Genomic DNA, 22,631 nt, shown 5'->3' on the forward strand with positions numbered 1-22,631 from the left:
ACAAATAGTTTATTTTGGCAACAAGGATTGTTTTCCGTCAAACCACCCAAAATTAAAAAACAGATGAAGTTTAGATTACTCTATTTGGCATTACCACTACTGGTATTTGCCTGCCAACCCAAAGAACTGACAGAGCAAGAACGCTGGGAGTCCACGGCCGAAAAAGTGGAAATTATCCGAGATGATTTTGGAGTACCCCATATTTATGGAGAAACCGATGCTGATGCAGTATTTGGAATGCTTTATGCACAATGTGAGGATGATTTTAGAAGGGTAGAACGAAACTATGTCTGGGCAACAGGAAGGTTGGCGGAATTAGAAGGAGAGCAAGCAATCTATTCAGATTTGCGTGCGAATTTATACATGACGGAAGCAGAGGCTAAAGCAGCTTATGAAGCTGCACCCGATTGGCTAAAGGAATTATGCATTGCATTTGCTGATGGAGTGAATTATTATTTGGCAACACATCCAGAAGTCATTCCTCAGGTGATTACCCATTATGAGCCATGGATGCCCATGTTTTTCTCAGAGGGTTCCATAGGCGGAGATATCGAGCAGATTCCTACTCGGAGGATTGCCGCTTTTTATGGAGATGATCAATCCTTGGCTTTGAATGAATTCGGGAGTGGTTTGGACCCAGTTGATTTAACCGAAGAACCTAAAGGTTCCAATGGTTTTGCGATTTCCGGCCAACTGACGGAATCTGGGAATGCCATGTTGTTAATCAACCCGCATACCTCATTTTACTTCAGACCTGAAATTCATGTGGTCAGTAAAGAAGGCTTAAATGCTTATGGAGCGGTAACCTGGGGGCAGTTTTTTGTATATCAAGGTTTTAACGAGAAAACCGGATGGATGCATACTTCCACTGGCGTTGACTTCATTGATGAATTTGTGGAAGATGTGAGTGAAACTGGAGGGAAATTGACCTATAAGTATGGAGAGGAAACTAGGAATGTATCTGAGCTACCCATCACATTGAAGTATAAAGAGGGAAATGAATTAAAGGAAAAATCATTTACCATGTACCGTACCCATCATGGGCCGGTAACTCACAAACTGGATGATCGGTGGGTGGTGACCAAAATCAATTGGGATCCCGTGAATGCTTTGACTCAGAGCTTTACGCGAACCAAGTTGAATAACCATGCTGAGTTCAAGGAGATGATGAATATTCGAACCAACTCCTCCAATAACACAGTATTTGCAGATGCGGAAGGAAATATTGCCTATTTCCATGGGAATTTTATTCCCAAGCGAAATGAAGAGTTTGATTTCTCTAAACCAGTAGATGGCTCTGATCCCAAAACAGATTGGTTGGGATTACATACGGTAGATGAAAGTATTGTGATCTTGAATCCAGCAAATGGATGGATCCAAAATTGTAATTCGACTCCATTTACGGCGGCAGCAGAATATAGTCCTAAGAAAGAGGATTACCCTGCCTATATGGCTCCAGAATCGGAAAATTATAGGGGGTGCATGCAGTCAAAGTACTAACTGGTGCCAAAGATCTGACCATTGACAAACTGATTGATTTGGCATATGATCCCTATTTGCCGGCATTTGAAAAATTGATTCCTATGCTATTGAAAGCGTATGATCAAAAAGGGATTGCTGACCCTGAATTGACGGAACCTATGAAAGTTTTAGAGGATTGGGACTACCGAACTAGCAAAGAATCTGTGGCGATGTCCCTTGCTCATTTCTTTGGAATGAATTTCATGCGAAACCATGGAAACATCAACAATTTGCTGGAATTCAATGAGGGTAGGGGGCAGTGCCAACTCCCACTGCTACTGAATTGATAGCAACGTTTAAGACTACTTTGGAGCAAATGAATGCTGATTTTGGAACTTGGAATACTCCCTGGTCCGAAATCAATAGATTTCAGCGCTTAACCGGTGATATTGACTTGAAATTTGATGATAACAAGCCTTATGTACCGGTTGGTTTGGCTTCGGGTACTTGGGGAGCATTAGCTGCATTTGGAGCGAGATCTACTCCGGAAACCAAGCGCTTGTATGGGTATAGAGGCAATAGCTTTGTGGCAGTCGTTGAATTTGGAGAGAAAGTGAAGGCCAAGTCCATGTTGGCAGGAGGTCAGAGTTCTGATCCTAATTCTCCTCATTTTGATGACCAGGCCCAGCGGTATGCTGATGTGGAATTCAAGGAAGTAGCCTACTATCGAGAAGATATTGAGGCCAGGGCAGAGGAAACTTATCAGCCGGGGAAAAGAGGTTTACAGTAGGAACTGGTAAGTATGGTAGAACTACTGTTGAAATAGGCTCACCGCCTGTGGCGGATCGCGAAATAAATCAAGATAGCCTTTCATGCAGATATTATTGAAGACAAGGCTAAAGCCAAGATATTTCATGGGATATCTCTGAAATACCTAGAAATATAATGGAAATAGGCTCCTTTCAGTCGCGAAATAAATCAAGATAGCCCTTCGGGTAGATATTATTGAAGATAAGGCCAAAGCCAAGATATTTCATGGGATATCTCTGAAATACCTAGAAATACAGTAGAAATAAGCTTACCGCCAGCTGCGGTAAGCGAAATACATTGAAATAGAGTTTTGACTAAGGTATTTCGAAAAGCCTATTTCGCCGAATGCATATCTCCGCTTAACGGCTTATCGTAAAAATAAAAAATCCGAGAGATTCAATTTCCCTCGGATTTTGTTTCAAAAAAAAGTCAATTTTAGAACGGCAAATCATCTTCTGTCTCCTCCGAATTGCCGGAAACACTGGATTTTCTATCCCCCATCAACAAAATATTTTGGACGATCACTTCGGTCACATATCGCTTGTTGCCTTCTTTGTCTTCATAGGAGCGATTACTGAGTTTGCCTTCGATGGCGATTTCAGAACCCTTGTCAGTATACTTGTCCAATAGTTCTGCCTGCTTTCCCCAGGCAACTAAGTTGTGCCAAGTGGTTTCTTCCACTCGTTCCCCTTTTTGGTTTTTGTAGTATTCATTGGTAGCTAGGAATACCTTTCCGATGGTTTTGTTCCCGTCCAGATTTTTGATTTCTACTTTGGATCCTAGACGTCCGATCAACTGTACCCTGTTTCTTAGCGTGTTCATAATGTGTATTGTTTTGTGTGAAAAATTGATTTGTGATTTCGCTAGAGGAAAATCGATGAGCCAAAGGTGGGGAATGGTGGTTACCGGAGTCGGGTGTTAGTCGTTTGTATCCGTTTGTAGTCGTTTGTTGTCGGATAATCAAGGGGTAGAGGCCGTATGGATTGATTACTTAGTCAAAAAAGTTTAGTAGGTTTAATAGGTAAAGTAAAGCTCCGTATATAAAATCGTTAGATAGATTTTTTAAAAAACACCTATTTCCACCCATGGACATACAAAAGGAACTAATTCGAATTACTTCAGAATATTTTGAGGATAATCTTGATTACCACAAATTATCTATTGCTTCAAAAGAATATAAACTCTTATTAAATAAGATATGTGGGCAAAATATAGATATCGAAAAAGGAAGGAATGATATTGGGTTTGATAATGGGTGGGCCTTAGGGACTTTTTGGGCGGCTCTTTGTCTTGATGATTTGATTAGAACCAGGCAATTTATTCGAGGAATAAATAAAGCCATTCAGGAAAAAATTAAAAAGCAAAAGCCTCTTCATATTCTATATGCAGGGACTGGGCCATTTGCAACACTTATTCTTCCTATAATTTTTAGATATTCAAAACAAGAAATCAAATACACATTTTTAGAAATAAACCCCTTAAGTTTTGAAATTCTTCAAGGTGTAATTTCAAAATTAGGATTGAAAGATTATAACATAAAATTAGAAAGGGAAGACGCGACAAAATATCAAATAGATTTTAATGATAAACCTGATATAATCATCAGTGAAACTATGCAAAATGCCTTAGCAAAGGAACAGCAGGTTTCAATCTTTTTAAATTTGATGAATCAGGTTAATGGGGATACCATCTTTATTCCTGAAAAAATTGAACTGTCTATCGGTCTTAAAAAAGCAGGCATTTCCGAAGAAGAAACTCAACTTAACCACTATCAAAAAGAGGGAAAAATATTTGATCTGAGTAAGGAAACAATGTTCCAATTAAATCCCATAGAAAGTAAATTGAATGGAGAAATTTTATTTGAAAAGAGACAAACCACTTTAGACGAAAAAAGAATTAGGGGTTTTTCTCAACTCTTAATCCTTACTGAAATACAAGTGTATAAGGATGAAAAAATAGGGATTAATAAAAGTGGCTTAACTACTCCAAAAATAATTAAAGATATTCCGAGCGATTTAAAAGGATCAATCATAATAAATACACAATATAAAATTTCTGCTCAACCAGAACTTGAGTACATCATAACTTTACCTAACCCTAGGTAAAATTAAAAACCAAGAGATGAATAATTGTGCATATGGTATAAGTGATTTTTGAATGTCATACAACTAGTTCAAGTTACAATATTCTTAACCATTGCTATTTTTGGAGGCTCTTGGTCCAAAATTTCTTTCCTATTTGATAGGTACTATAGTCTGTGCTAAAAAACTCATGACCCCTCTTTTTTGAAGAATTTGCGCCGATAATTTTAATATCCTTTCAAACATTTTTCAGGCCGATCAGCTTTATCTAAGTAGAAATTTATTCAAAGGAATTAGGTCGTACCAATTCCAGTTTGAAGAAGAATTTTATATGACAGATAGAGAATTAGACCGAGTTATAGAAATGGCTTGGGAGGATAGAACTCCCTTCGAAGCCATCGAATCCCAATTTGGACTTTCTGAGTCTCAGGTAATTAAACTCATGAGAAGAGAATTGAAAGAAAGTTCTTTTAAAATGTGGAGGAAGCGGGTGAATAGTGGGGTCAGCCAAAAACATTTGAAAAAACGAAGTGAGGAGATCAACCGGTTTAAATGTTCCAGACAACGAAGTATCTCCCTAAACAAGATTACCTAGTGCACTCTTTTCCTATTAATTTAACAGCTATTGAGCAACGGATTCAGGAAATTGAACCTGTAAAATATGCGTCCACCCGAAATTTCAAAGATGGAGCAGTCACCCGCTTGAGCCCTTACATTTCCAGAGGAGTAATTTCCACGAAACAGGTAATGGATCATAGTTATTCCCTTCAACTTCCTGCATTTCAAACAGAAAAATTGATACAGGAATTGGCCTGGAGGGATTATTGGCAGCAAATCTGGATCTCTAAAAGAGAGGGGATTTTTCAGGACTTAAAACAGATACAAATGCCCGTGTCAAATTGGAAAATCCCAGAAGCCGTTATTCAGGCAAAAACCGGGATAGAGGCTGTGGACCAAGCCATCCTCGAATTGTATGAAACCGGTTACATGCATAATCATATGCGAATGTATGTTGCTTCTATTTGTTGCAATCTTGCCCAGTGTCATTGGTTGGAACCTGCCCGTTGGCTATATAGTCATTTGTTGGATGGGGATTTGGCAAGTAACCATTTAAGTTGGCAATGGGTGGCAGGATCAAATTCCAGCAAGAAATACTATGCAAATCAGTCTAACATTAATAAGTATTTTCAAACTGCTCAGGAAGGGACTTTTTTGGATGTGGATTATGCGGATTTTGATAGAATGGAAATCCCTTCCATTCTAAAAGATACCCTACATGTTGAAACAGAATTCAAATTACCGGAGGCGGGAAATCCTCAATTAGATTCTTCATCCAACACCTTGGTCTATAATTATTACAATTTGGATCCTTATTGGTATCAGGGAGAGAGTGTCCAGCGAGTTCTCCTTTTGGAACCTTCCTTTTTCGAAAAATATCCTATCCAACAAAAATGCTTGGACTTTGCGATGGGGCTCAGTGAAAACATTCCGGAATAAAGGTGTTCGTAGGGGAATATGCTGACTTGATGAAACTTGTGGAGCCTAAAAACCTGATTTTCAAAGAGCATCCAACCAACTCCCATTACCAAGGAAAAGAAGAGCCAAGAGATTGGATGAGTTCCGTTAAAGGGTATTTTCCTTCCTTTTTTGCCTTCTGGAAGAGATGCAAAAGGAAATTTCCCAAAAGCTGATTTTGTGAAGTAATACCTAATAATTCTAAGAAAACATGCAGTTAACTAAAGAAGAACTGGACCAAATGGATCGGAATTATCGGTTGAACTTGATCAACTCGATTTCCGGGATCAAACCAGCAAACTTAATTGCTACTAAGTCAGTAGACGACCAAGAAAATGTAGCGATATTTTCCTCGGTGGTTCATTTAGGATCCAGTCCTGCACAACTGGGGTTTATCATGAGACCTCAAACTGAAATCCCCAGAGATACCTATCCGAATATCATGGAGACTGGTTATTACACCATCAACCATGTTTCGGAATCCTTTATCAAAAAGCACATTTCACCTCGGCTAAATTAGGAAGAGGAGAATCGGAATTTGATCGAATGAAGTTGCAGCAAGAGTATATCGGGGATTTTTTTGCCCCCTTCGTCAAGGAAAGTCCCGTGAAAATTGGGATGAAACACCTCGAAAGTATCCCATTGCCGAATGGATGCATTTTCGTAATCGGTTCGGTAGAATTAATTGTAATGCAGGATGATATCATCAATTCACTGGGGCAATTGGATTTATCCAGCTATATGGGAGTCGGGATTTCAGGTTTAAATACCTATTACGGGCTGAATATGTTAGATAGTTTCCCTTATGTGCAGGAAAATGAGATTCCTGAATTTGAATGAAAAAATCTGATTTGCCTACCAAGATTTGTCCAGTCTGCCAACGACCCTTCTCTTGGAGAAAGAAATGGGAGAAAAACTGGGAGGAAGTAAACTATTGCAGTGAACGATGTAGAAGAAACAAACACCATGGAAAAAGCCATTAATCTTATTTTTCCCCATCAACTTTTCTCAACGGGTCCTTTATTGGAAAATGGAAATGAGATTTATTTGATAGAAGAGTTTTTATTTTTTAAGCAATACCGATTCCATCAACAAAAATTGGCATTTCATAGGGCATCCATGAAAGCATACCAAGATTTTTAGAACAGGAGGGTTTAACTGTCCATTATATTGAAAGCCATTCCGAACTCTCAGATATCAGGAAATTTAGTAAAGAAATTAATGAGAAAAAGATAACAAAGATCCATTGTATTGATCCAGTTGACAATTGGTTGGAGAAAAGGGTAAGGGAAATGTCGAGGTCCTGTAAATTAATCTTTTATGAAAATCCTGCTTTCTTGAATAAAAAGGAAGAGCTATCAACGTTTTTCAAGGGGAATAAGAAATCTTTTTTCAAACTTCTTTTTACAAACAACAGCGAAAGGATAGAGGAATTCTTTTGGATAAGGATCAAGAGCCAGAAGGTGGAAGTTGGACCTATGACACCGAGAATCGAAAGAAATATCCTAAAGGAAAAACTCCACCTGCAATAACGTTTCCTGATGTCACTGAACATTGGAAAGAAGCATTGGATTTTACGCAAAATCATTTTAGAGATAATCCTGGAAAATTAAGCAAACAACCTATTTATCCCATTGACCGAAAACAAGCTACCGAATGGTTGGATCAGTTTTTGAAAAACAGATTTCACGAGTTTGGGGCTTATGAAGATGCCATTGTCAAAGAGGAGTCATTTTTGAATCATAGCACGTTATCTCCCTTGATCAATGTAGGGTTATTGTTACCCACTGAAGTTATTGAAAAGAGTCTGGAATTTTCAAAAAAAGAGAAGGTGCCTATTAACTCAACAGAAGGCTTTGTACGTCAGATTATAGGCTGGAGAGAATTTATTCGTGGGATGTATGAATGTAAGGGAAGTTATTCCAGAACGAAGAACTTCTGGGGATTTAAACGAAGGATTCCTGCCAGTTTTTATGATGGAACCACAGGCATAGAACCCGTGGATCAAACCATCAAAAAGGTTTTAAATACTGGGTATTGCCATCATATCGAGCGATTAATGATTTTGGGAAACTTTATGTTACTCTGTGAATTTGACCCTGATGAGGTATACCGATGGTTTATGGAGTTGTTTATTGATGCCTATGATTGGGTCATGGTGCCAAATGTTTATGGAATGAGCCAATTTGCGGATGGGGGACTTTTTGCAACCAAACCTTATATAGGAGGGTCTAATTACTTGAATAAAATGAGTAATTATTCCAAAGGAGAATGGGAAAAGATTTGGGATGGACTATTCTGGAGATTTATTCATGAACATCAAGACTTTTTAAATCCAATCCACGTATCTCTATGCTTTATTATTCCTGGGAGCGAATGGGCAAAGAAAAGAAAGAAGAACACCTTACAAATGCCGAGAATTTTTTGGGGAAATTGTAAGGGAAATACAATGGAAATTCAATAGAAATAGACCTCGCTTCACTCGGTGAAATAAGGAGGGCATATCTATTTCGCCGCAGGCGTATTTCAGCCTCCAAAGGAGGCTATATTTCGCGAAGCATATCTAATGAACTAAGAAAGCCCTTCGGGCAGATATTTTAAGATATGGCCAAAGCAAAGAAATTTCATGGGATGTCCCTGAAATACTTAGAAATAAAATGGAAATAGGCTCCTTTCAGTTGCGAAATAATGGTATCCTTTCGGACAAGATTTAAAAATAGGGTATTCAACTAGACAAGTAATCGGGAGTTTATTTCGCGAAGCCTATTTCGCCGTGGGCGCATTTCAGGAGCAAAGCGACTCTATCTCGCTTAAGGCTTATCACGGCCATCAGAGGAGCCGATATTTATGGGATCGTATCTTTTTAATTCAGATTTTGATAAAAGCACCTTTAATTTTAAATTTGGTTATAAGTGGTAATTAATATGAAGTTTAGATGAACTAAATTGTAGGTATTGTTTTATTAAATCTTTTTTGTTTTGAATTATTTAACCTTTAAAACACTTTTTAAGAAGGATTCAATCTTTCTATTGCTCAAGATTTTTGTCCCAGTGATCGCTCTTTTATGGGTAATGTTTTCGGTTGGGAAAATGAATGGGGTCAGTTTTGGATACCTGTCTAGAGATGCCATTCAAACGCTTTGGCATGAACCTAATGCAGAGGTAGAATTTTATATAGGACTTTTGTCCAATATTGGAGTGATATTTTGGTGTTTTACAGCAGCTATCCTTTTCTTTTCAGTAATACTTGCTAAAGACTTTGGAAAACCGAAAAAAGTGATCTGGTTTTTCCTTTATTCGGGAATTTTATCCGTGTTCTTTTTGGTAGATGACCTGTTTTTAATGCATGATGTGATCATTCCATATTTTTTACATATCAGTGAAAAATTTCTCTATCTATTCTACGGTATGAGTGTATTAGCGCTATTATATCTATTCCGGGAAATCATTGAAGAATCAGATTACTTATTATTCCTCATTGCTTTTATTTCCATGGCAGGATCTGTATTTACCGATGTAATTCTGACGCTTGGATTTACTTTAAAAGAGGTTTACTTATTTGAAGATGGGCTTAAGTTTATCGGCATCATCAGCTGGTTTGTTTACTTCGCCCGAATCTCCTATGATCATTTAAAAACTAGAGCTTAATTTTTTCTTTGGCAGAACTGTTTAGGTTCAAAAAGCAATAAAAAGTATTTAAAATACCTTTTTTACGATTAATAAATCAATTACTTGCTTTTAATTCTATTATTAAATCATTAAGTTTAATTGACTTTTAGGTTAACTTTTTATGGACCAAATTGAAACTCTTTCTTGGAGGAGAGTAATTTCTTTTAAGAGATTTATTTAAGCTTAATGAATAATAAGATCAAATCTCCCGCATTTTCTGTCTTGATTCCAGACGGTGATGAAGCCAATGCCCTCTCTGTCGTCAGGTGTCTAGCAGAAGTGAAGAATATCCATGTAGTTGTGATATCTGAACGCAAATATGCCCCCATTCGATTTTCCCGCTATGTAAAGAAGTTTATCCATTTTCCTTTTGGAGATAATGAAAATTATTTGGCTGGGATAATGGAAGCGATAAAAAGGACAAAGGCGGATGTTTTGCTGCCTGTTGGAGTTCGGGCTGTCCGTTTAACCATTGAAAAAAGAAACATTTGCCAAAGTAATAGCGAACATAACCACCCCTGAAATCCACTCATTTGATATAGCAGATGATAAATGGTTACTTTCTCGATGGCTGAAAGAGAATAATATTGCTCATCCGGAAACCTTACTTTTTAGTCCAGGTGGTAACTTGGAAGAGGTTATTTCAAAAATTAGCTTTCCCATCATTGTAAAACCAAGAGTGGGATGGGGAGGAAAAGGAATTGAAATTTTTGAGAACAATGATCAATTCGAGGAATGGTATTCCGGGTTTGATCATAAAATTGACTTAATCGTTCAGGACTACATCAAGGGGTATGATATTGATTGTAGTTTATTAGGGAAGCAAGGGGAAATACTTGCATATACTATCCAGAGAAGCATCAAATATTCAGCAGATTATCCTTGGCCTTATGGATTGGAATTTAAGAACCAGGAAGAGATTTTGGCAATTGTGGAAGATCTGGTCAAAAAATTCAATTGGTCTGGTATCGTGCATATAGATTTAAGGTACGACGAAGTGGAGAAACGGGCCAAGTTAATTGAGATGAACCCTCGGTTTTGGGCCAGTGTAACAGCTTCTATTTTTGCCGGTGTTAATTTCCCATATCTTGCTTGTTTAACGGCTTTGGGTGAAGAGCTTCCAATTATTAAACTAGAGGATAAAGTTGTGGTGAGGTCAGGGCCCGCAGTTAAAATGACCTGGAAGAGAATAATTAAAAATCAGAAGAATTTAAACTTCGATAATTCGTTTTTGGAGTTCATTGCGAAGGATCCTTTACCTACGATCATTGGTGAGACTTTAGAATATTATCAGAATTTTAGAAATCGGTAAAAGTGGAGTTTGAAATGCGAGGTATGAAGGTTGCAGTACGAATTAAGAAATATAGTAGAAATACAATAGAAATAGACCTCACTTCGTTCGGTGAAATAGAGGGGCGTTTCTATTTCGCCGCAGGCGTATTTCAGCTTCCGTAGGAGGCTATATTTCGCGAAGCGTATCTTGTGAATTAAGATAGCCCTTCGGGCAGATATTTTAAGATATGGCTAAAGCCAAGAAATTTCATGGAATATCTCTTTGAAATACTTAGAAATAACATGGAAATAGGCTCCTTTCAGTTGCTAAATAAATCAAGATAGCCCTTCGGGTAGATATTATTGAAGAAAAGGCTAAAGCCAAGATATTTTGCTAAAAGCGTATCTCAGCGAAGCATATCTCGGCCTGAATAAGAGACAATATTTCAGCGAAGCGTATTTCAGGAGTGAAACGACTTTATTTCGTCACAGACCTATTTCTAATTCAAATAATAAACCGGAAAAAATATTCTTCTCCCGGTTTTAGTTTTAGAACAGAAGTCAATTTTAGAACGGCAAATCATCTTCTGTCTCCTCCGAATTGCCGGAAACGCTGGATTTTCTATCCCCCATCAACAAAATATTTTGAACGATCACTTCGGTCACATATCGCTTGTTGCCTTCTTTGTCTTCATAGGAGCGATTACTGAGTTTGCCTTCGATGGCGATCTCTGAACCCTTGTCAGTATACTTGTCCAATAGTTCTGCTTGCTTACCCCAGGCAACTAAGTTATGCCAGGTGGTTTCTTCTACTCGCTCACCTTTTTGATTTTTGTAGTATTCATTGGTTGCAAGAAATACCTTTCCGACGGTTTTGTTTCGATCAAGATTTTTGATTTCTACTTTGGATCCTAGACGTCCGATCAACTGTACTCTGTTTCTTAGCGTGTTCATAATGTGTATTGTTTTTTGTGAAAAATTGATTTGTGATTTCGCTAGAGGAAAATCGATAAGCCAAAGGTGGGGAATGGTAATGAACGGAGCCGGGAGTTAGTCGTTTGTATCCGTTTGTAGTCGTTTGTTGTCGGATAATCAAGGCTTAGGGGCCGTATGGATTGATTACTAATTCAAAAAAGTTTAGTAGGTTTAGTGAAAAAAACTTAGTTAGCTATATACAAGTGTTGCCAAACATTAAAATGAAAAGGACAATCTTTATTTTTGCTTTATTTCTAACAAGCTTCCAAATGTTTTCACAACAATTAGAGTGCGCTTGTGACAGTATGGAAATTGCAGAAGAGAACCGATATAAATGTGAAATTCAAAATTTTCAAAATGGCTCTCAACTTTATTGGCAATGGAACTGTGATTCTTCTTGGTTGACATTTGAGAATAAGGAAAAAGTGATTCTCAAATCTTGTGAAAATGAAACGGTATATGGTTGTCAAAGAGCAGGGCTTGGGTTTTTGAAGGAGTACAAAAACTACCTCTTGTTTCAATACGAATGGATTAGTGGGTGTTGCGCATCACCAGACATGGTTTTTATAAACAAAGAGACAGGGAAGGAAATAAAGAGAATCCCACATGAGCAATTTGTTTGGGGCGACATAGAGAAAGACTACTTACTTTATTTTTCCGACAGTACATTCACTTCTTTAATTTTATTAGATCATTTGACAGATAAAAAAATAAACTTGAATTTGCCCCTAAACAAATTGATAATTCTGTAAGTGAGAATCAAGTTTTGAGATTGACAGATTTATTCGAAAACATCGAAAAAAATGAAAATCTGGTAACATTCGATTTTCGTTCTGCCGATGGAGCAGTGACTCCTAAAAGAATAGAGATGAAATGAAAAACATTTGGCAACACGACCTATACGCAATGCCCTTCGGGACACTACGCATAGCCAAACCGTTAGCTTGCATTTAAAAAATGAAGAAAATCCACATACTGACATTATTAACTATCACTGTAGCTTTATTTGCTTTCGTTGACAATCGTGAGAATGATGGAAAACTTTTGTTTGAATCTCAAATAGGACCAGTAAACTCAAAAATCACAGTACAAGTCTTCGACTTAAATTTAAATAAAGCGGAGCTTGAGAAGACTATGCAAATTGACTTAGTTAATCAAGGGATAGTGATATTTAGAGATACCTTAATGATACAAATGAATGATGAACCACTAATCGACCTGATTGAAATTAATGGGGACGGAATCAAAGACCTTAGAATCGAATACCTTAGACCAGGACGAGGTGGTAATAATGTTTCTATGGCGTATTTGTATAACGCTAAAAATATGCGCCTTGACAAGATATCTAACTCAATATACTTCCCGAACTTAAGCTTTGATGAACAATTAAAATCTATTTATTCATTTAGATTCTATGGTGGCTTTGCAGTACAAATGGACTATCTAGAAATTGTCAGCGACACTCTTTCGCCTAGACACCAGATTATTAAAGAAGAACAAATAATCTATATCAAAAAGTATATAAACGGAAAATGGATCGATAGAAAAGAATTGAAATTAAACAGTGACGACATTATTATTCCTGAAGTAATAGAATTAGAACCTGAAATAAAAATAAAAAACGCAAGCTAACAACGGCTTCCATGAATAATCAAAAGTTCATTTCCTAGCATTTTTCTTTGTTTGTGCTGTCTTTGACTTGATTGGCGCCTGCTTTTTGGACTGATTGCAAGAAGTCAAGAATGGACAAAGCGCTGCCTTGCGGGTGGATTGTCCACTCGCCTTGTTCCTTACTTCTGTAGTATCAGTCCATACCTTGCGATCATCAAATACAAGCCATGCTTCCATTAGAGTCTCTTACATATGAGCCCCAGTTTCCGGTTAGTTTAGTAAGTGCTCCAGCCCCATACTATAATAGAATTCAGACTTCTTTCGATTCACACAGTGTTGAGAGGTCTGGAGCTTTTTGAAGGGCTTGTTCCGATGGTCTCTGCCAGGGACTAAGTTGAATATCCTACCTGGTAAGGTTCACCCGTTTTAGACATGATATATTCTTGACAAGAGTTTTCTTGCTATGATTACTATGGCCCGTTTGCCGGTATGTCTTTGCAATAAGTTCCTCGTATCGACTCAGCATCACCGGATCTCGTTGGACGGTGGTCCAGGCACATTCGATCAGTGAGCTTCTCAGTCCCTGATGATGGCGATAAGTCAAGGTATCCTTTTCGGTCTGATTCACCGCTGGAATGGACCATCGGTTTGAGCCCGATATAGCTATTGAAGTGTTTTGAAATTCCTGAAGCGATGGATATCCTCAATCTCAGTGAGTAACTGGACTGTTGTCAAGGGTCCTATTCAGGAATCTGTCTCAGCAGCTTGGAGTTTGCCTTGTATTTTGCCTTTCGCTGAAGCGCACGGACAGAAATGGAGACCTTTAAAAAGTGTCGGTAGGTAAATTCAAATTGGTCGAGTAATAAATCCATTACCAGTCTGCTGCTATCCGAAGGAGCTCTACGATGGTCAGCCAGTCCAGAAAGTCCTTTGTCCAATAAGGATTATCGTATTTAGGAGGTGTTTCAATGCCGTTTTGAAGGGAGTTTGTCCTTGATCCTGTTTTTCACCCGGACCAAGTCTGCCCAGAGCCTTTTGCGATATCGGAAGAGTTGCCGATCACCTTCTGTTTCCTGAGTTGAACGATTCCTTCAGCAGTCCTGCACGGAGAGCTTTGGCCATTTTACGACTGTCTACAGGATCAGTTTTTTCACTACTTTCTTTATTGGTCGTGGGAAGATCTGCTGGGTTGATCACCAGACATTGGTAACCAAAAGATTTTAGATCCCGATAGATCCAAAAACCAAACTTACAGGCTTCATAACAGCAGATGACCTGATATTTTGGAAAACTTATCCAAGTAAGACTTCAAGGCTTTGGGATCAGGTGCCTGACTGAAGGTTTTATGATGGCAATTGGCTGTAAAGATGCAAACGCTCCATTGTCGCTTGTGCACATCGATACCAATGAATAACTTAGGAGAATGGTGTCCATGATATATTCTTTTTGGTTCTGTCCTTAAAAACGAACCAGATTATATCATGGAACTATAAGCAAATAGGGCGTTTGGTGGGTTAGGAAAGCTTAGTGCTATTTACTAACACCGCCAAATCGTTGATTTGGCTTTTAAGAACGGATAAATTAAAAACAAAATACAACGTTTTGGCTCAGTGCAAACTTGAAAGTTTTTTGCTTTCTACTGCCCTACTTGCCATATACTCAACGTTAGCCTCAAGTTTGAAAAAACAAAATCTAAATATGAGAAAAACTATTTTACCATTAAGTCTGACTTTATTTACTGTAACTGGATTGGGCAAAATTCTACTGAAGATTTGACTTCTGAATTTTTCAAAAGTATGAATCAAATACTGATGAGCATTTGACTTTATTTTTGGAACAAATAGATGGATGGTCGAACTTGGCGGTTTTAGAGCTTAGTGGGAACCATTTTTCAGAATCAGAACAAATAAGAATAAATTCTTTGCTTCCAACTACTAACGTGATATTTTGAACTTTGAACAAATTGTGCAAAACAAAGCTCAAAATTGAATTAGGCTACAGAGTAATTTTGCGGAGTTGGCAAATATTTGACTTAGGAGTACAACTAAGAGACTTTCTGAAAGCTGCTAGGGGTTTTAGAAACACAGTTTTTACCTTAAACAAAACAAGATGAAAAGATTTTATAAATGTTCTCCACAGTTACCCGTAAGAAATTTGCGGCAAACACTTGACTATTATCGTGATGTGCTAGGCTTTACAGAAGAATGGACATTTGGGGATTTTGATGGAGGAATCCGTAAAGATGACCTACGATTAATTTTTTCTGAAGATGAGACCTTTACAAACGATATCAATAACAAAAACCATCGACTAGACCTCATGTGGTTTGTAACAAATATTGAAGAAATCTATACCGAGTTCAAACAACTGGATATCAATATAATTGACCAGCTACAGGAACAACCCTATGGACTTAAAGAGTTTACATTTGTTGACATCAATGGATACTGCATTCGAGTAGCCGAAAGTGTTTAAAAATCTGAACAACTAGGGTTAATTAGTAGCCTGACCGCTGTGAAGCTTTTTTTTGAGTAAAAAGGAAATAGTATTGACTGAATTTGGAGTTGTGATTATCAATGAAATCGGAGCAATCCATCGAAAATTCATTCTGGAAATGTTTTAATCTAACTAGTTTGAGGCCAAAGTAATTTTAAAAAGAGCTTGGCTACCAAAACTGCACTAAGAAATAAACAAAAATGAAAGCAGCGATCACCACCAAAGCCGGAAGTCCTGAGGTTATTGAAATTAAGGAGGTCTCTACACCCCAAGTAAAACTAGGTTGGGTTTTAATTAAGGTAAAAGCTTTTGGCCTGAATAGGTCTGAGTTATTTACAAGACGTGGTGATTCTCCAGGAGTTGAATTTCCACGTATTCAAGGAATTGAATGTGTTGGAGTAGTGGAGGAAGATCCTTCAAACACCTTTGAAAAAGGACAACAAGTGGCAGCAATCATGGGAGGGATGGGAAGATTTTTTGAAGGGGGTATGCAGAATATACCTTGGCGCCTTTAGAAATAATTTTCCCTTTTTCAAGTAGTTTGGATTGGGGTACCCTTGGAGCAATTCCAGAAATGTTTCAGACAGTATCTGGATCTCTTCATCAAGCACTTGAAATCAAAAAGGGTGAAACCCTTCTAATTCGAGGAGGCACTTCATCTATTGGAATGTTAGCCTGCCAACTTGCCAAAGCAAAAGGGTTGACAGTGCTATCTACTACTAGAGATTCCGAAAAGAGGCAGGCCCTGCTAGATAATGGGGTGGACCATGTCATTTTGGACGAAGGAACTGTAAAGGATCAAGTCAGAAAGATTTATCCCAGGGGTGTAGATAAAGTTCTGGAATTGATAGGAACAAGGACTTTAAAAGATTCTTTGAAATGTATTGCGCCTAAAGGAATGGTGTGTATGACTGGAATATTAGGGAATGAATGGACCATGAAAGAGTTTACTCCGATGGGGGATATTCCATCACTAGGTAGGCTTACTGTGTATATGGGGGAATCCAATAATCTTTCTAAAAATCTGCTTCAGGAATTTATCGATGATGTGGAAAGGGGAACTATCCAATTAAGGATTGATAGGATATTTCAATTGGATGAAGTTGTAAAAGCCCATCAATACATGGAAGATAATAAAGCAAAAGGGAAATTAGTAGTGAAGGTTGAATAGTGTTAATCCACCGATTTGATCATTTCTATAAAAGGTGAGTGGCCTCTACTTTTCGGTAAATAGGATTCTAGAAGTTGACGTTGAACTTAAGTACTAAACTGCCTCTTGCAGCTTCTATTTTGGCACACAAATCCGTATTTTAATCCTTTCAATTTTTTATTTTAATGCCTGCGAAACCAAACAATTCATGGGGGAACTAAGGGAGCTCATCAATCGGAATGTTTCTGGCAAGAAAGTACTTCTGCTTTTTATTTTAACTAATACGGTTTACGCCATCATGTTGTGGATTACGATTCCAAAAACAATGGTTTATTCAAATGGTCTGAAACTCCTAGATATGATGCCCTTGGGATATAGTCCCCAATATATCAAGAAGCTATTTGAGACCTTAGGAGAGCAGGGAAGACAGATTTATTTGACGACGCAACTTCCAGTGGATATGATTTATCCATTTCTCTTTGGTTTAGGTTATGGGTTGTTAATGGGGTGTTTATTAAAGAAACTGAATAAATTAAATTCCTTTTTTATCTACCTCTGCTTCCTACCCATAATTGCAGGATTGGCGGATTATGCAGAGAATTTTGGAATCATCATCATGTTGAACAGTTTTCCTGATTTATCTTCAATTTCCATGAAGGTGACCAATGTATGTACGATTGTGAAAAGCATGACAACGACACTCTTTTTTCGATATTGTTGATTTTGGTTTTCGTAGTTGGAATAACATCTCTTAAAAATAGAAGCCATACAAATGGTATCTCAGAATAAATAACTGGCAAAAAATCACCTTTTTAACTGCACAGAATATCCATATGAACAGGGAAAAATCTATTTATTGGAAATCAATATTTGTGGAAATCAATATTTGTGGAAATGGTCTTGTATTTTGAAATAGATTTAAAGATCAGCTGGTGATCTTCTCAATTCGGATAGGAAGATCGTACACACGTTTTCCACATGCCTGATATACTGCATTGGCAATAGCCGCTCCTGTGGGAGGCATGGAAACTTCTCCTCCTCCTTCTGCAGGTAACTCAGGATGGTCAATCATCACAACTTCCACTTCTGGAATTTCATCAAATCGGAAAATTGGATAGCTCATCCAGTCTTTACTGGTAATTTGATCTCCCTTGAAATTAACCTGTTCCTTTAAGGTCCAGCTAGCAGCCTGGATCATTCCACCTTCAAATTGATTGGTGATTCCATCTAAGTTGATAATCTGGCCAACGTCTCCCACCGCCCATAATTTTTTGAGTTGGAGAATTCCTGCAGCTGGATCCACTTTTACATGTGCCGCTACTGCTGCATAGGCGGTATTATTTTTATACCTGGAAAAAGCCATCCCTAATCCTTCTCCAGTATTGACCCTGGCGGTGTTGCATAATTGCTGTAATTTTTGAATTACAGCGATGGCTCTTTCATCATTTAAATGAGCAATCCTGAACGCAAAAGGATTTTTATTGGCTTTTTCTGCAAGTTCATCCATAAAGGATTCAATAGCGAAAATATTCCCATAGGAGCCTAAGCTTCGCAAGGAGGATACTCTCAAGGGTCCATTAAAAAAATGGGCATTCACCTGCATGTTAGGAAAAGCATAGTAGGGATCGGCATTACGATGACCTCCTCCTAAATATCCCCTTTGAGTTAAGGGGATGGGATCCTCCAGATATCTGGTATCCAACAAGGTTGCTGGATCCCGATTGGGTCTCATACTGTGGGTATCTGTCCACACCTCAGATTTCCATGCGGTGATTTTCCCTTGATGGTCCAGACTGGCCTCCATCTTCATGATCATGGCTGTACCATAGGGCTCCCAGGTATGTTCGTCAGTTCTAGACCACTGAACCCGACATGCTTTCCAGGGTATTCAATGGCAAGAATGGCTGCATCTGCAGCTGCATCATCTGCCGCATTATGTCCAAAACACCCTGCGCCAGGGATTCCAGTCACATGAATCTTTGATTGATCCATCTTCAGCATGGCGGCAATGGCGCTACGCATGGGATATATTCCCTGACTATGGGACCAGATATGTAAAATGTCACCATCGAACAGTGCGATGCCACAAGCAGGACCAATGGCCCCATGTTGAAAATAAGGCTTGGTATATTCTGCTTGATAGGTCTGGTTATCAGCAAAGGCTTTGCTAACATCCCCTTGGTCCCGGATGGTCTCAGGTGGTTCAGCAATGGACTTTAAATGCTTGTATAAATTTTCTTCCTCAGGGAAAGCTGTCTCAGAGGTCCATTCCGAATGGTTTTTAAGGTACCGCTCTGCTTTAACTGCTTGATACTCCCGTTCAGTAATGACGCCTACAAAATTCCCTTTTACCACAGTTTTTAAAACTCCCGATACTTCAGACGAAAGCCCATCTAGGTCTATGGATGTTAAAGAGGATTGATAGCTGGCAGGTCGTAACACACGGGCATGTACCATCCCGGGAAACCGAAGGTCTTGCACATAGATTTCTTCCCCAATGACCATTTTGGGAATATCCTTTCTGTGGATGGCTTTCCCAATGTATTGGTAAGAGGAGCCATCTTTTATTGGGACTGGTTTGCTTACTTCCATTTCAATTTGAGCCCCATCAAGGATTTCAGCAAAATTTAATTTTTGGTTTTGATACCCTACATTCCCTTTTGAAAATGAAAGCTTTTCTATTGGTGCATTCAGTTGTCTACTAGCAAGCTCCAATAGTTTTTTCTTGCCGTCGCTGCGGCATAACGAACAGACATGGCACTGTTTGGAACTGACCCACTACCCGCGGTGTATCCTTCGTCTGGCGTAACACCAGTTTCTGCCAAGTGGACTTCCACTTGGTCTAAATCCAGGTCTAATTCTTCCGCTGCTACTTGACAAATCGCCATTCGGATTCCTTGGCCCAATTCAACTTTTCCAGAATAGATCAATACCCTTCCATCTTCCAATACTTGTAGCCAGGCATTGACCGCTCTGGCATTTCTCATGCTTCCGGGTAAATCCCCATTGTAATCAATCCGCTTGGCCATGGCTTTTTCTTGTTCCTCAAAACAAGAACTCAGCAAAGGGAAACCCACGCTGATAAATCCAATAGTTCTTAAAAATTTCCTTCTTGATGTTTTGGGGAGCTCCATTTTGATCCTTATTGGGTTTTTGCTGCAGTTTTGATGGCCTTAATGATTCTGGAATGAGTGCTACATCTACATAGATTTAACCGCATTCCTTCTCTGATTTCTTGTTCATTGGGGGTTGGATTTTGATTCAATAAGCCCACAGATGCCATCACCATTCCATTGAGACAATAACCGCATTGAGCAGCTTGCTCTTGGACAAAAGCTTGCTGGACTGGGTGAAGTTCTCCGTTTTTCCCTCTTAATCCCTCCAAGGTGATTATTTCAGCATTACCCAAAGAGGATATCGGTCGCATGCAAGAGGTAGTAGCTTCTCCATCGATTAATACCATACAGGCTCCACATTGGGATAATCCACATCCAAATTTGGGTCCATTGAGTTCCAAATCATCCCTTAAAACATAAAGAAGAGGGGTGTCTCCATCGGTTTCTACCTCTTTGACTAAGCCGTTGATCCGTAATTTGTACTGGGGCATTGCTAACTAGTTTAATCTTCAAGATAAGTAATTGATTGCTTTATAGAAACAAAAGATATGTTAGCGGGAATTAGGAAGGTTATGTTAGAAAATAGAAAGTATTTGTACATTGAAGGGTATTGACTTAAACCCAATTTTCTTTTTGAATGAACTGTCTCAAAAATCAATTTTATCCATTATTTAGGTTCTTTTGCCTAGTTGGAGTACCTCTTTGGATATTTTCATCTTGTAAGGAAGAAGAGACCTTGCCAACACCACCCAATATTTTGATAATCATTTCAGATGATCAGGGATGGGGTGATTTAAGTGTAAATGGAAATCCCTCAGTACATACCCCCGAATTGATGCAATGGCTGAAGCTGGGGTTCAATTTACCCGCTTTTATGTCAGTCCTGTTTGTTCTCCAACCAGAGCAGAATTATTGACTGGGAGATACCATCCAAGAGGAGGAATATATGATACTTCTTCGGGAGGTGAGCGATTGGATTTAGACGAAACTACGGTTGCTGAGATTTTTCAATCTGAAGGGTATAGAACAGGTGCTTTTGGGAAGTGGCATAATGGCACTCAACCTCCCTATCATCCAAACAATCGTGGGTTTGAGGAATATTATGGCTTCGCTTCCGGGCATTGGGGCAACTATTTCAGTCCCATGCTGGAACGAAATGGAGAGGTAGTACAAGGAGATGGCTTTATCATTGATGACCTGACCAATCAAACATTAAAATTTATAGAGAAAGAATCCAACCAACCCTTCTTTGCTTGGTTGGCACTTAATACGCCCCATAGTCCAATGCAGGTACCGGATCTGTGGTGGGAACGCTATAAAAATGATTCTATTCCTCCGCATAGGTATCAAGATTCAGAAAGCCCAGATAAAACACGTGCTGCTTGGGCGCTATGCGAAAATATCGATTGGAATGTGGGAAGAATTTTAGATCGCCTGGATAGTTTAGGAAAGCTTGAAAACACCATTGTGATTTATATGTCTGATAATGGACCCAATGGTTGGAGATGGAATGATGGGTTGAAAGGGATAAAAGGCCATACCGATGAAGGAGGAGTACGCTCCCCATTCATTGTTTTTTGGAAGGATCATTTACAGGCAAAAAAATCCATCAAGTGGCTGCCACCATCGACGTATTACCTTCTTTGGTTGATATGGCTGGGATTTCCATGAAGGAAAACAAGAAATTGGATGGGGTCAGTTTAAAACCTCTACTGTTGGGAGAGGATCAAGATTGGGAAGAACGATTTATCTTTTCTCATTGGAATGGAGCCGTCAGTGTGAGAAACCAAGACTATCTTTTGGATAAAGAAGATCGGCTATTTGATTTGAAAAATGACCCTGGGCAATTGGAACCCATCATAAATCCGTCTGATTCTTTACAAGCTCTTTTTGTGGAGGCAAAGGCCAATTGGAAGAACAAAGTATTGAGTGAGTTGGATCGAAATAGGAGAGAAGTATTTCCTATTGGCTATTCAAAAAGTACATTTACCCATTTACCAGCGAGAGACGGTATAGCACATGGATCTATCCAACGATCCAATCGCTTTCCAAATTCCTCTTTTTTCACAAATTGGATTTCGGAGTCGGACAGTATCACCTGGGATGCTGAGGTCTTAACCAGTGGTAATTACAAGGCAACAATTTATTATACCGCAAAGGAATCTGCAGTGGGGTCTATCATTTCCTTGGAACAGGGAGAAAATCAATTGGAAGCTCCTGTTTTGATAGCTCACGATCCTCCATTTGTAGCCGTGGAATACGATCGATATCCTAGGCAAGAGTCTTATGAAAAGAACTTTAGACCCCTCGAACTTGGAATAATTCATTTAGATGAAGGAGTCCATTCAATTGCACTGAAGTCCAAGAAAATAAATGGGCCAGAGTTTATTGAGGTTCGATTATTGGTTCTTGAAAAACTAGATGAAAAAAATGAACGTCTTTTTCAATGTTTGGAGGATGGGTAATAAAAGTAAGA

The 22,631-nt window shown here is 38.7% G+C and carries 32 protein-coding genes and 1 pseudogene; 24 read left to right on the forward strand and 9 right to left on the reverse strand.

Translation table 11 applies throughout. The annotated features are described in order from the left end of the window. The first annotated feature begins 63 nt into the window (after nt 1–63). From V8V91_RS25300 to V8V91_RS25310, 3 genes are read left to right on the forward strand one after another with little or no spacing between them, the layout of a single operon-like run. The gene (locus V8V91_RS25300; protein ID WP_373397811.1) at nt 64–1,500 is read left to right on the forward strand and encodes a penicillin acylase family protein; all 1,437 of its coding nucleotides are present in this window, start codon (nt 64–66) and stop codon (nt 1,498–1,500) included. Further along, nucleotides 1,479–1,808, forward strand: coding sequence for a penicillin acylase family protein (locus V8V91_RS25305; RefSeq protein WP_373397812.1), 330 nt, complete (start codon nt 1,479–1,481; stop codon nt 1,806–1,808). The genes V8V91_RS25300 and V8V91_RS25305 overlap by 22 nt, the downstream gene beginning before the upstream one ends. Then, nucleotides 1,781–2,251, forward strand: coding sequence for a penicillin acylase family protein (locus tag V8V91_RS25310; RefSeq protein WP_373397813.1), 471 nt, complete (start codon nt 1,781–1,783; stop codon nt 2,249–2,251). Before V8V91_RS25305 ends, V8V91_RS25310 begins: the two co-directional genes overlap by 28 nt. 455 nt (nt 2,252–2,706) lie before the next feature. Here the strand turns inward: V8V91_RS25310 and V8V91_RS25315 are convergent, their stop codons facing one another. After that, nucleotides 2,707–3,093: a single-stranded DNA-binding protein gene (locus tag V8V91_RS25315; protein ID WP_373397814.1), complete on the reverse strand. Its 387-nt coding sequence runs from the start codon at nt 3,091–3,093 to the stop codon at nt 2,707–2,709. A gap of 263 nt (nt 3,094–3,356) precedes the next feature. On the opposite strand from V8V91_RS25315, the gene V8V91_RS25320 reads away from it, so the two are divergent. The 13 genes from V8V91_RS25320 (at nt 3,357) to V8V91_RS25380 (ending at nt 10,847) form a co-directional block, all read left to right on the forward strand. Continuing rightward, nucleotides 3,357–4,376: a hypothetical protein gene (locus V8V91_RS25320; RefSeq protein ID WP_373397815.1), complete on the forward strand. Its 1,020-nt coding sequence runs from the start codon at nt 3,357–3,359 to the stop codon at nt 4,374–4,376. A 307-nt stretch (nt 4,377–4,683) separates the two neighbouring features. Beyond that, a complete protein-coding gene (locus tag V8V91_RS25325) occupies nt 4,684–4,947 on the forward strand; it encodes a TIGR03643 family protein (RefSeq protein ID WP_373397816.1) in 264 nt (87 codons plus the stop codon). Then, nucleotides 4,947–5,849 (forward strand): FAD-binding domain-containing protein, encoded by a 903-nt coding sequence (locus V8V91_RS25330; RefSeq protein WP_373397817.1) that lies wholly within the window; start codon nt 4,947–4,949, stop codon nt 5,847–5,849. The genes V8V91_RS25325 and V8V91_RS25330 overlap by 1 nt, the downstream gene beginning before the upstream one ends. Before the next feature lie 26 nt (nt 5,850–5,875). Continuing rightward, a complete protein-coding gene (locus tag V8V91_RS25335; protein ID WP_373397818.1) occupies nt 5,876–6,043 on the forward strand; it encodes a hypothetical protein in 168 nt (55 codons plus the stop codon). A gap of 35 nt (nt 6,044–6,078) precedes the next feature. Beyond that, complete coding sequence (locus V8V91_RS25340; protein WP_373397819.1) at nt 6,079–6,387, forward strand: flavin reductase family protein; 309 nt, start codon at nt 6,079–6,081, stop codon at nt 6,385–6,387. Nucleotides 6,388–6,413: 26 nt separating this feature from the next. Beyond that, on the forward strand, nt 6,414–6,707 hold the full coding sequence (locus V8V91_RS25345) for a hypothetical protein (protein WP_373397820.1): 294 nt from the start codon (nt 6,414–6,416) through the stop codon (nt 6,705–6,707). Beyond that, entirely contained in the window at nt 6,704–6,850 is a 147-nt protein-coding gene (locus V8V91_RS25350; RefSeq protein WP_373397821.1) for a DUF2256 domain-containing protein, read from the forward strand. Before V8V91_RS25345 ends, V8V91_RS25350 begins: the two co-directional genes overlap by 4 nt. Then, on the forward strand, nt 6,834–7,010 hold the full coding sequence (locus V8V91_RS25355) for a cryptochrome/photolyase family protein (RefSeq protein WP_373397822.1): 177 nt from the start codon (nt 6,834–6,836) through the stop codon (nt 7,008–7,010). Before V8V91_RS25350 ends, V8V91_RS25355 begins: the two co-directional genes overlap by 17 nt. A 53-nt stretch (nt 7,011–7,063) precedes the next feature. After that, entirely contained in the window at nt 7,064–7,399 is a 336-nt protein-coding gene (locus V8V91_RS25360; protein WP_373400815.1) for a cryptochrome/photolyase family protein, read from the forward strand. Continuing rightward, entirely contained in the window at nt 7,306–8,331 is a 1,026-nt protein-coding gene (locus V8V91_RS25365) for a cryptochrome/photolyase family protein (protein ID WP_373397823.1), read from the forward strand. The genes V8V91_RS25360 and V8V91_RS25365 overlap by 94 nt, the downstream gene beginning before the upstream one ends. Nucleotides 8,332–8,896: 565 nt before the next feature. Next, nucleotides 8,897–9,514 (forward strand): hypothetical protein, encoded by a 618-nt coding sequence (locus V8V91_RS25370; RefSeq protein ID WP_373397824.1) that lies wholly within the window; start codon nt 8,897–8,899, stop codon nt 9,512–9,514. Nucleotides 9,515–9,721: 207 nt separating this feature from the next. Next, nucleotides 9,722–10,057, forward strand: a complete 336-nt coding sequence (locus V8V91_RS25375; RefSeq protein WP_373397825.1) for a hypothetical protein — start codon at nt 9,722–9,724, stop codon at nt 10,055–10,057. Beyond that, nucleotides 10,008–10,847 carry an ATP-grasp domain-containing protein gene (locus V8V91_RS25380; RefSeq protein WP_373397826.1) on the forward strand — a complete coding sequence of 280 codons (840 nt, stop codon included), beginning with the start codon at nt 10,008–10,010 and terminating at the stop codon, nt 10,845–10,847. The genes V8V91_RS25375 and V8V91_RS25380 overlap by 50 nt, the downstream gene beginning before the upstream one ends. 527 nt (nt 10,848–11,374) lie before the next feature. Here the strand turns inward: V8V91_RS25380 and V8V91_RS25385 are convergent. Further along, the gene (locus V8V91_RS25385; RefSeq protein WP_373397827.1) at nt 11,375–11,761 is read right to left on the reverse strand and encodes a single-stranded DNA-binding protein; all 387 of its coding nucleotides are present in this window, start codon (nt 11,759–11,761) and stop codon (nt 11,375–11,377) included. 161 nt (nt 11,762–11,922) lie between these two features. Between V8V91_RS25385 and V8V91_RS25390 the strand changes: the two genes are divergently transcribed. Both V8V91_RS25390 and V8V91_RS25395 read left to right on the forward strand, forming a co-directional pair. Then, nucleotides 11,923–12,534, forward strand: coding sequence for a hypothetical protein (locus V8V91_RS25390; protein ID WP_373397828.1), 612 nt, complete (start codon nt 11,923–11,925; stop codon nt 12,532–12,534). A gap of 205 nt (nt 12,535–12,739) precedes the next feature. Beyond that, the gene (locus V8V91_RS25395) at nt 12,740–13,414 is read left to right on the forward strand and encodes a hypothetical protein (protein ID WP_373397829.1); all 675 of its coding nucleotides are present in this window, start codon (nt 12,740–12,742) and stop codon (nt 13,412–13,414) included. A gap of 449 nt (nt 13,415–13,863) precedes the next feature. On the opposite strand, the gene V8V91_RS25400 is transcribed toward V8V91_RS25395, so the two are convergent. From V8V91_RS25400 to V8V91_RS25410, 3 genes are all read right to left on the reverse strand, one after another. Beyond that, nucleotides 13,864–14,100 (reverse strand): transposase, encoded by a 237-nt coding sequence (locus V8V91_RS25400; RefSeq protein WP_373397830.1) that lies wholly within the window; start codon nt 14,098–14,100, stop codon nt 13,864–13,866. A 33-nt stretch (nt 14,101–14,133) separates the two neighbouring features. Next, a complete protein-coding gene (locus V8V91_RS25405) occupies nt 14,134–14,331 on the reverse strand; it encodes a hypothetical protein (RefSeq protein ID WP_373397831.1) in 198 nt (65 codons plus the stop codon). 121 nt (nt 14,332–14,452) lie between these two features. Next, on the reverse strand, nt 14,453–14,590 hold the full coding sequence (locus V8V91_RS25410) for a hypothetical protein (protein WP_373397832.1): 138 nt from the start codon (nt 14,588–14,590) through the stop codon (nt 14,453–14,455). A 912-nt stretch (nt 14,591–15,502) separates the two neighbouring features. Between V8V91_RS25410 and V8V91_RS25415 the strand changes: the two genes are divergently transcribed. The 4 genes from V8V91_RS25415 to V8V91_RS25430 all read left to right on the forward strand — a co-directional run bounded on the left by V8V91_RS25415 (nt 15,503) and on the right by V8V91_RS25430 (nt 17,760). Further along, the gene (locus V8V91_RS25415) at nt 15,503–15,868 is read left to right on the forward strand and encodes a VOC family protein (RefSeq protein WP_373397833.1); all 366 of its coding nucleotides are present in this window, start codon (nt 15,503–15,505) and stop codon (nt 15,866–15,868) included. 221 nt (nt 15,869–16,089) lie between these two features. Next, nucleotides 16,090–16,404, forward strand: coding sequence for an alcohol dehydrogenase catalytic domain-containing protein (locus V8V91_RS25420; RefSeq protein ID WP_373397834.1), 315 nt, complete (start codon nt 16,090–16,092; stop codon nt 16,402–16,404). Then, complete coding sequence (locus V8V91_RS25425) at nt 16,392–17,060, forward strand: zinc-binding dehydrogenase (RefSeq protein WP_373397835.1); 669 nt, start codon at nt 16,392–16,394, stop codon at nt 17,058–17,060. The genes V8V91_RS25420 and V8V91_RS25425 overlap by 13 nt, the downstream gene beginning before the upstream one ends. A 187-nt stretch (nt 17,061–17,247) precedes the next feature. Next, complete coding sequence (locus V8V91_RS25430) at nt 17,248–17,760, forward strand: hypothetical protein (protein WP_373397836.1); 513 nt, start codon at nt 17,248–17,250, stop codon at nt 17,758–17,760. 204 nt (nt 17,761–17,964) lie between these two features. Here V8V91_RS25430 and V8V91_RS25435 read toward each other — a convergent pair whose 3' ends face one another. From V8V91_RS25435 to V8V91_RS25450, 4 genes are read right to left on the reverse strand one after another with little or no spacing between them, the layout of a single operon-like run. Then, nucleotides 17,965–18,855, reverse strand: a complete 891-nt coding sequence (locus V8V91_RS25435; RefSeq protein WP_373397837.1) for a molybdopterin cofactor-binding domain-containing protein — start codon at nt 18,853–18,855, stop codon at nt 17,965–17,967. Then, complete coding sequence (locus V8V91_RS25440) at nt 18,852–19,754, reverse strand: molybdopterin cofactor-binding domain-containing protein (RefSeq protein WP_373397838.1); 903 nt, start codon at nt 19,752–19,754, stop codon at nt 18,852–18,854. Before V8V91_RS25440 ends, V8V91_RS25435 begins: the two co-directional genes overlap by 4 nt. Beyond that, nucleotides 19,730–20,173, reverse strand: coding sequence for a molybdopterin cofactor-binding domain-containing protein (locus tag V8V91_RS25445; protein ID WP_373397839.1), 444 nt, complete (start codon nt 20,171–20,173; stop codon nt 19,730–19,732). Before V8V91_RS25445 ends, V8V91_RS25440 begins: the two co-directional genes overlap by 25 nt. An 8-nt stretch (nt 20,174–20,181) precedes the next feature. Continuing rightward, nucleotides 20,182–20,646 (reverse strand): (2Fe-2S)-binding protein, encoded by a 465-nt coding sequence (locus V8V91_RS25450; RefSeq protein ID WP_373397840.1) that lies wholly within the window; start codon nt 20,644–20,646, stop codon nt 20,182–20,184. 266 nt (nt 20,647–20,912) lie between these two features. On the opposite strand from V8V91_RS25450, the pseudogene V8V91_RS25455 reads away from it, so the two are divergent. Both V8V91_RS25455 and V8V91_RS25460 read left to right on the forward strand, forming a co-directional pair. Then, nucleotides 20,913–21,826, forward strand: a pseudogene (locus V8V91_RS25455) (sulfatase-like hydrolase/transferase). Beyond that, nucleotides 21,769–22,620: a hypothetical protein gene (locus V8V91_RS25460; protein WP_373397841.1), complete on the forward strand. Its 852-nt coding sequence runs from the start codon at nt 21,769–21,771 to the stop codon at nt 22,618–22,620. The pseudogene V8V91_RS25455 and the gene V8V91_RS25460 overlap by 58 nt, the downstream one beginning before the upstream one ends. The last annotated feature ends 11 nt before the right edge of the window (nt 22,621–22,631 follow it).

Origin of the sequence: Algoriphagus halophilus (assembly GCF_041729275.1) — a bacterium.
GTDB classification, from domain to species: Bacteria; Bacteroidota; Bacteroidia; order Cytophagales; family Cyclobacteriaceae; genus Algoriphagus; species Algoriphagus halophilus_A.

Excerpts from the sequence above, each read along its gene's own strand:
- V8V91_RS25300 (WP_373397811.1), top strand. The coding sequence starts at position 64 with ATGAAGTTTAGATTACTCTATTTGGCATTACCACTACTGGTATTTGCC.
- V8V91_RS25315 (WP_373397814.1), bottom strand. The coding sequence starts at position 3,093 with ATGAACACGCTAAGAAACAGGGTACAGTTGATCGGACGTCTAGGATCC.
- V8V91_RS25320 (WP_373397815.1), top strand. The coding sequence starts at position 3,357 with ATGGACATACAAAAGGAACTAATTCGAATTACTTCAGAATATTTTGAG.
- V8V91_RS25325 (WP_373397816.1), top strand. The coding sequence starts at position 4,684 with ATGACAGATAGAGAATTAGACCGAGTTATAGAAATGGCTTGGGAGGAT.
- V8V91_RS25340 (WP_373397819.1), top strand. The coding sequence starts at position 6,079 with ATGCAGTTAACTAAAGAAGAACTGGACCAAATGGATCGGAATTATCGG.
- V8V91_RS25345 (WP_373397820.1), top strand. The coding sequence starts at position 6,414 with ATGAAGTTGCAGCAAGAGTATATCGGGGATTTTTTTGCCCCCTTCGTC.
- V8V91_RS25350 (WP_373397821.1), top strand. The coding sequence starts at position 6,704 with ATGAAAAAATCTGATTTGCCTACCAAGATTTGTCCAGTCTGCCAACGA.
- V8V91_RS25355 (WP_373397822.1), top strand. The coding sequence starts at position 6,834 with ATGGAAAAAGCCATTAATCTTATTTTTCCCCATCAACTTTTCTCAACG.
- V8V91_RS25375 (WP_373397825.1), top strand. The coding sequence starts at position 9,722 with ATGAATAATAAGATCAAATCTCCCGCATTTTCTGTCTTGATTCCAGAC.
- V8V91_RS25385 (WP_373397827.1), bottom strand. The coding sequence starts at position 11,761 with ATGAACACGCTAAGAAACAGAGTACAGTTGATCGGACGTCTAGGATCC.
- V8V91_RS25395 (WP_373397829.1), top strand. The coding sequence starts at position 12,740 with ATGAAGAAAATCCACATACTGACATTATTAACTATCACTGTAGCTTTA.
- V8V91_RS25415 (WP_373397833.1), top strand. The coding sequence starts at position 15,503 with ATGAAAAGATTTTATAAATGTTCTCCACAGTTACCCGTAAGAAATTTG.
- V8V91_RS25420 (WP_373397834.1), top strand. The coding sequence starts at position 16,090 with ATGAAAGCAGCGATCACCACCAAAGCCGGAAGTCCTGAGGTTATTGAA.
- V8V91_RS25430 (WP_373397836.1), top strand. The coding sequence starts at position 17,248 with ATGGGGGAACTAAGGGAGCTCATCAATCGGAATGTTTCTGGCAAGAAA.
- V8V91_RS25435 (WP_373397837.1), bottom strand. The coding sequence starts at position 18,855 with ATGATCATGAAGATGGAGGCCAGTCTGGACCATCAAGGGAAAATCACC.
- V8V91_RS25445 (WP_373397839.1), bottom strand. The coding sequence starts at position 20,173 with ATGGAGCTCCCCAAAACATCAAGAAGGAAATTTTTAAGAACTATTGGA.
- V8V91_RS25450 (WP_373397840.1), bottom strand. The coding sequence starts at position 20,646 with ATGCCCCAGTACAAATTACGGATCAACGGCTTAGTCAAAGAGGTAGAA.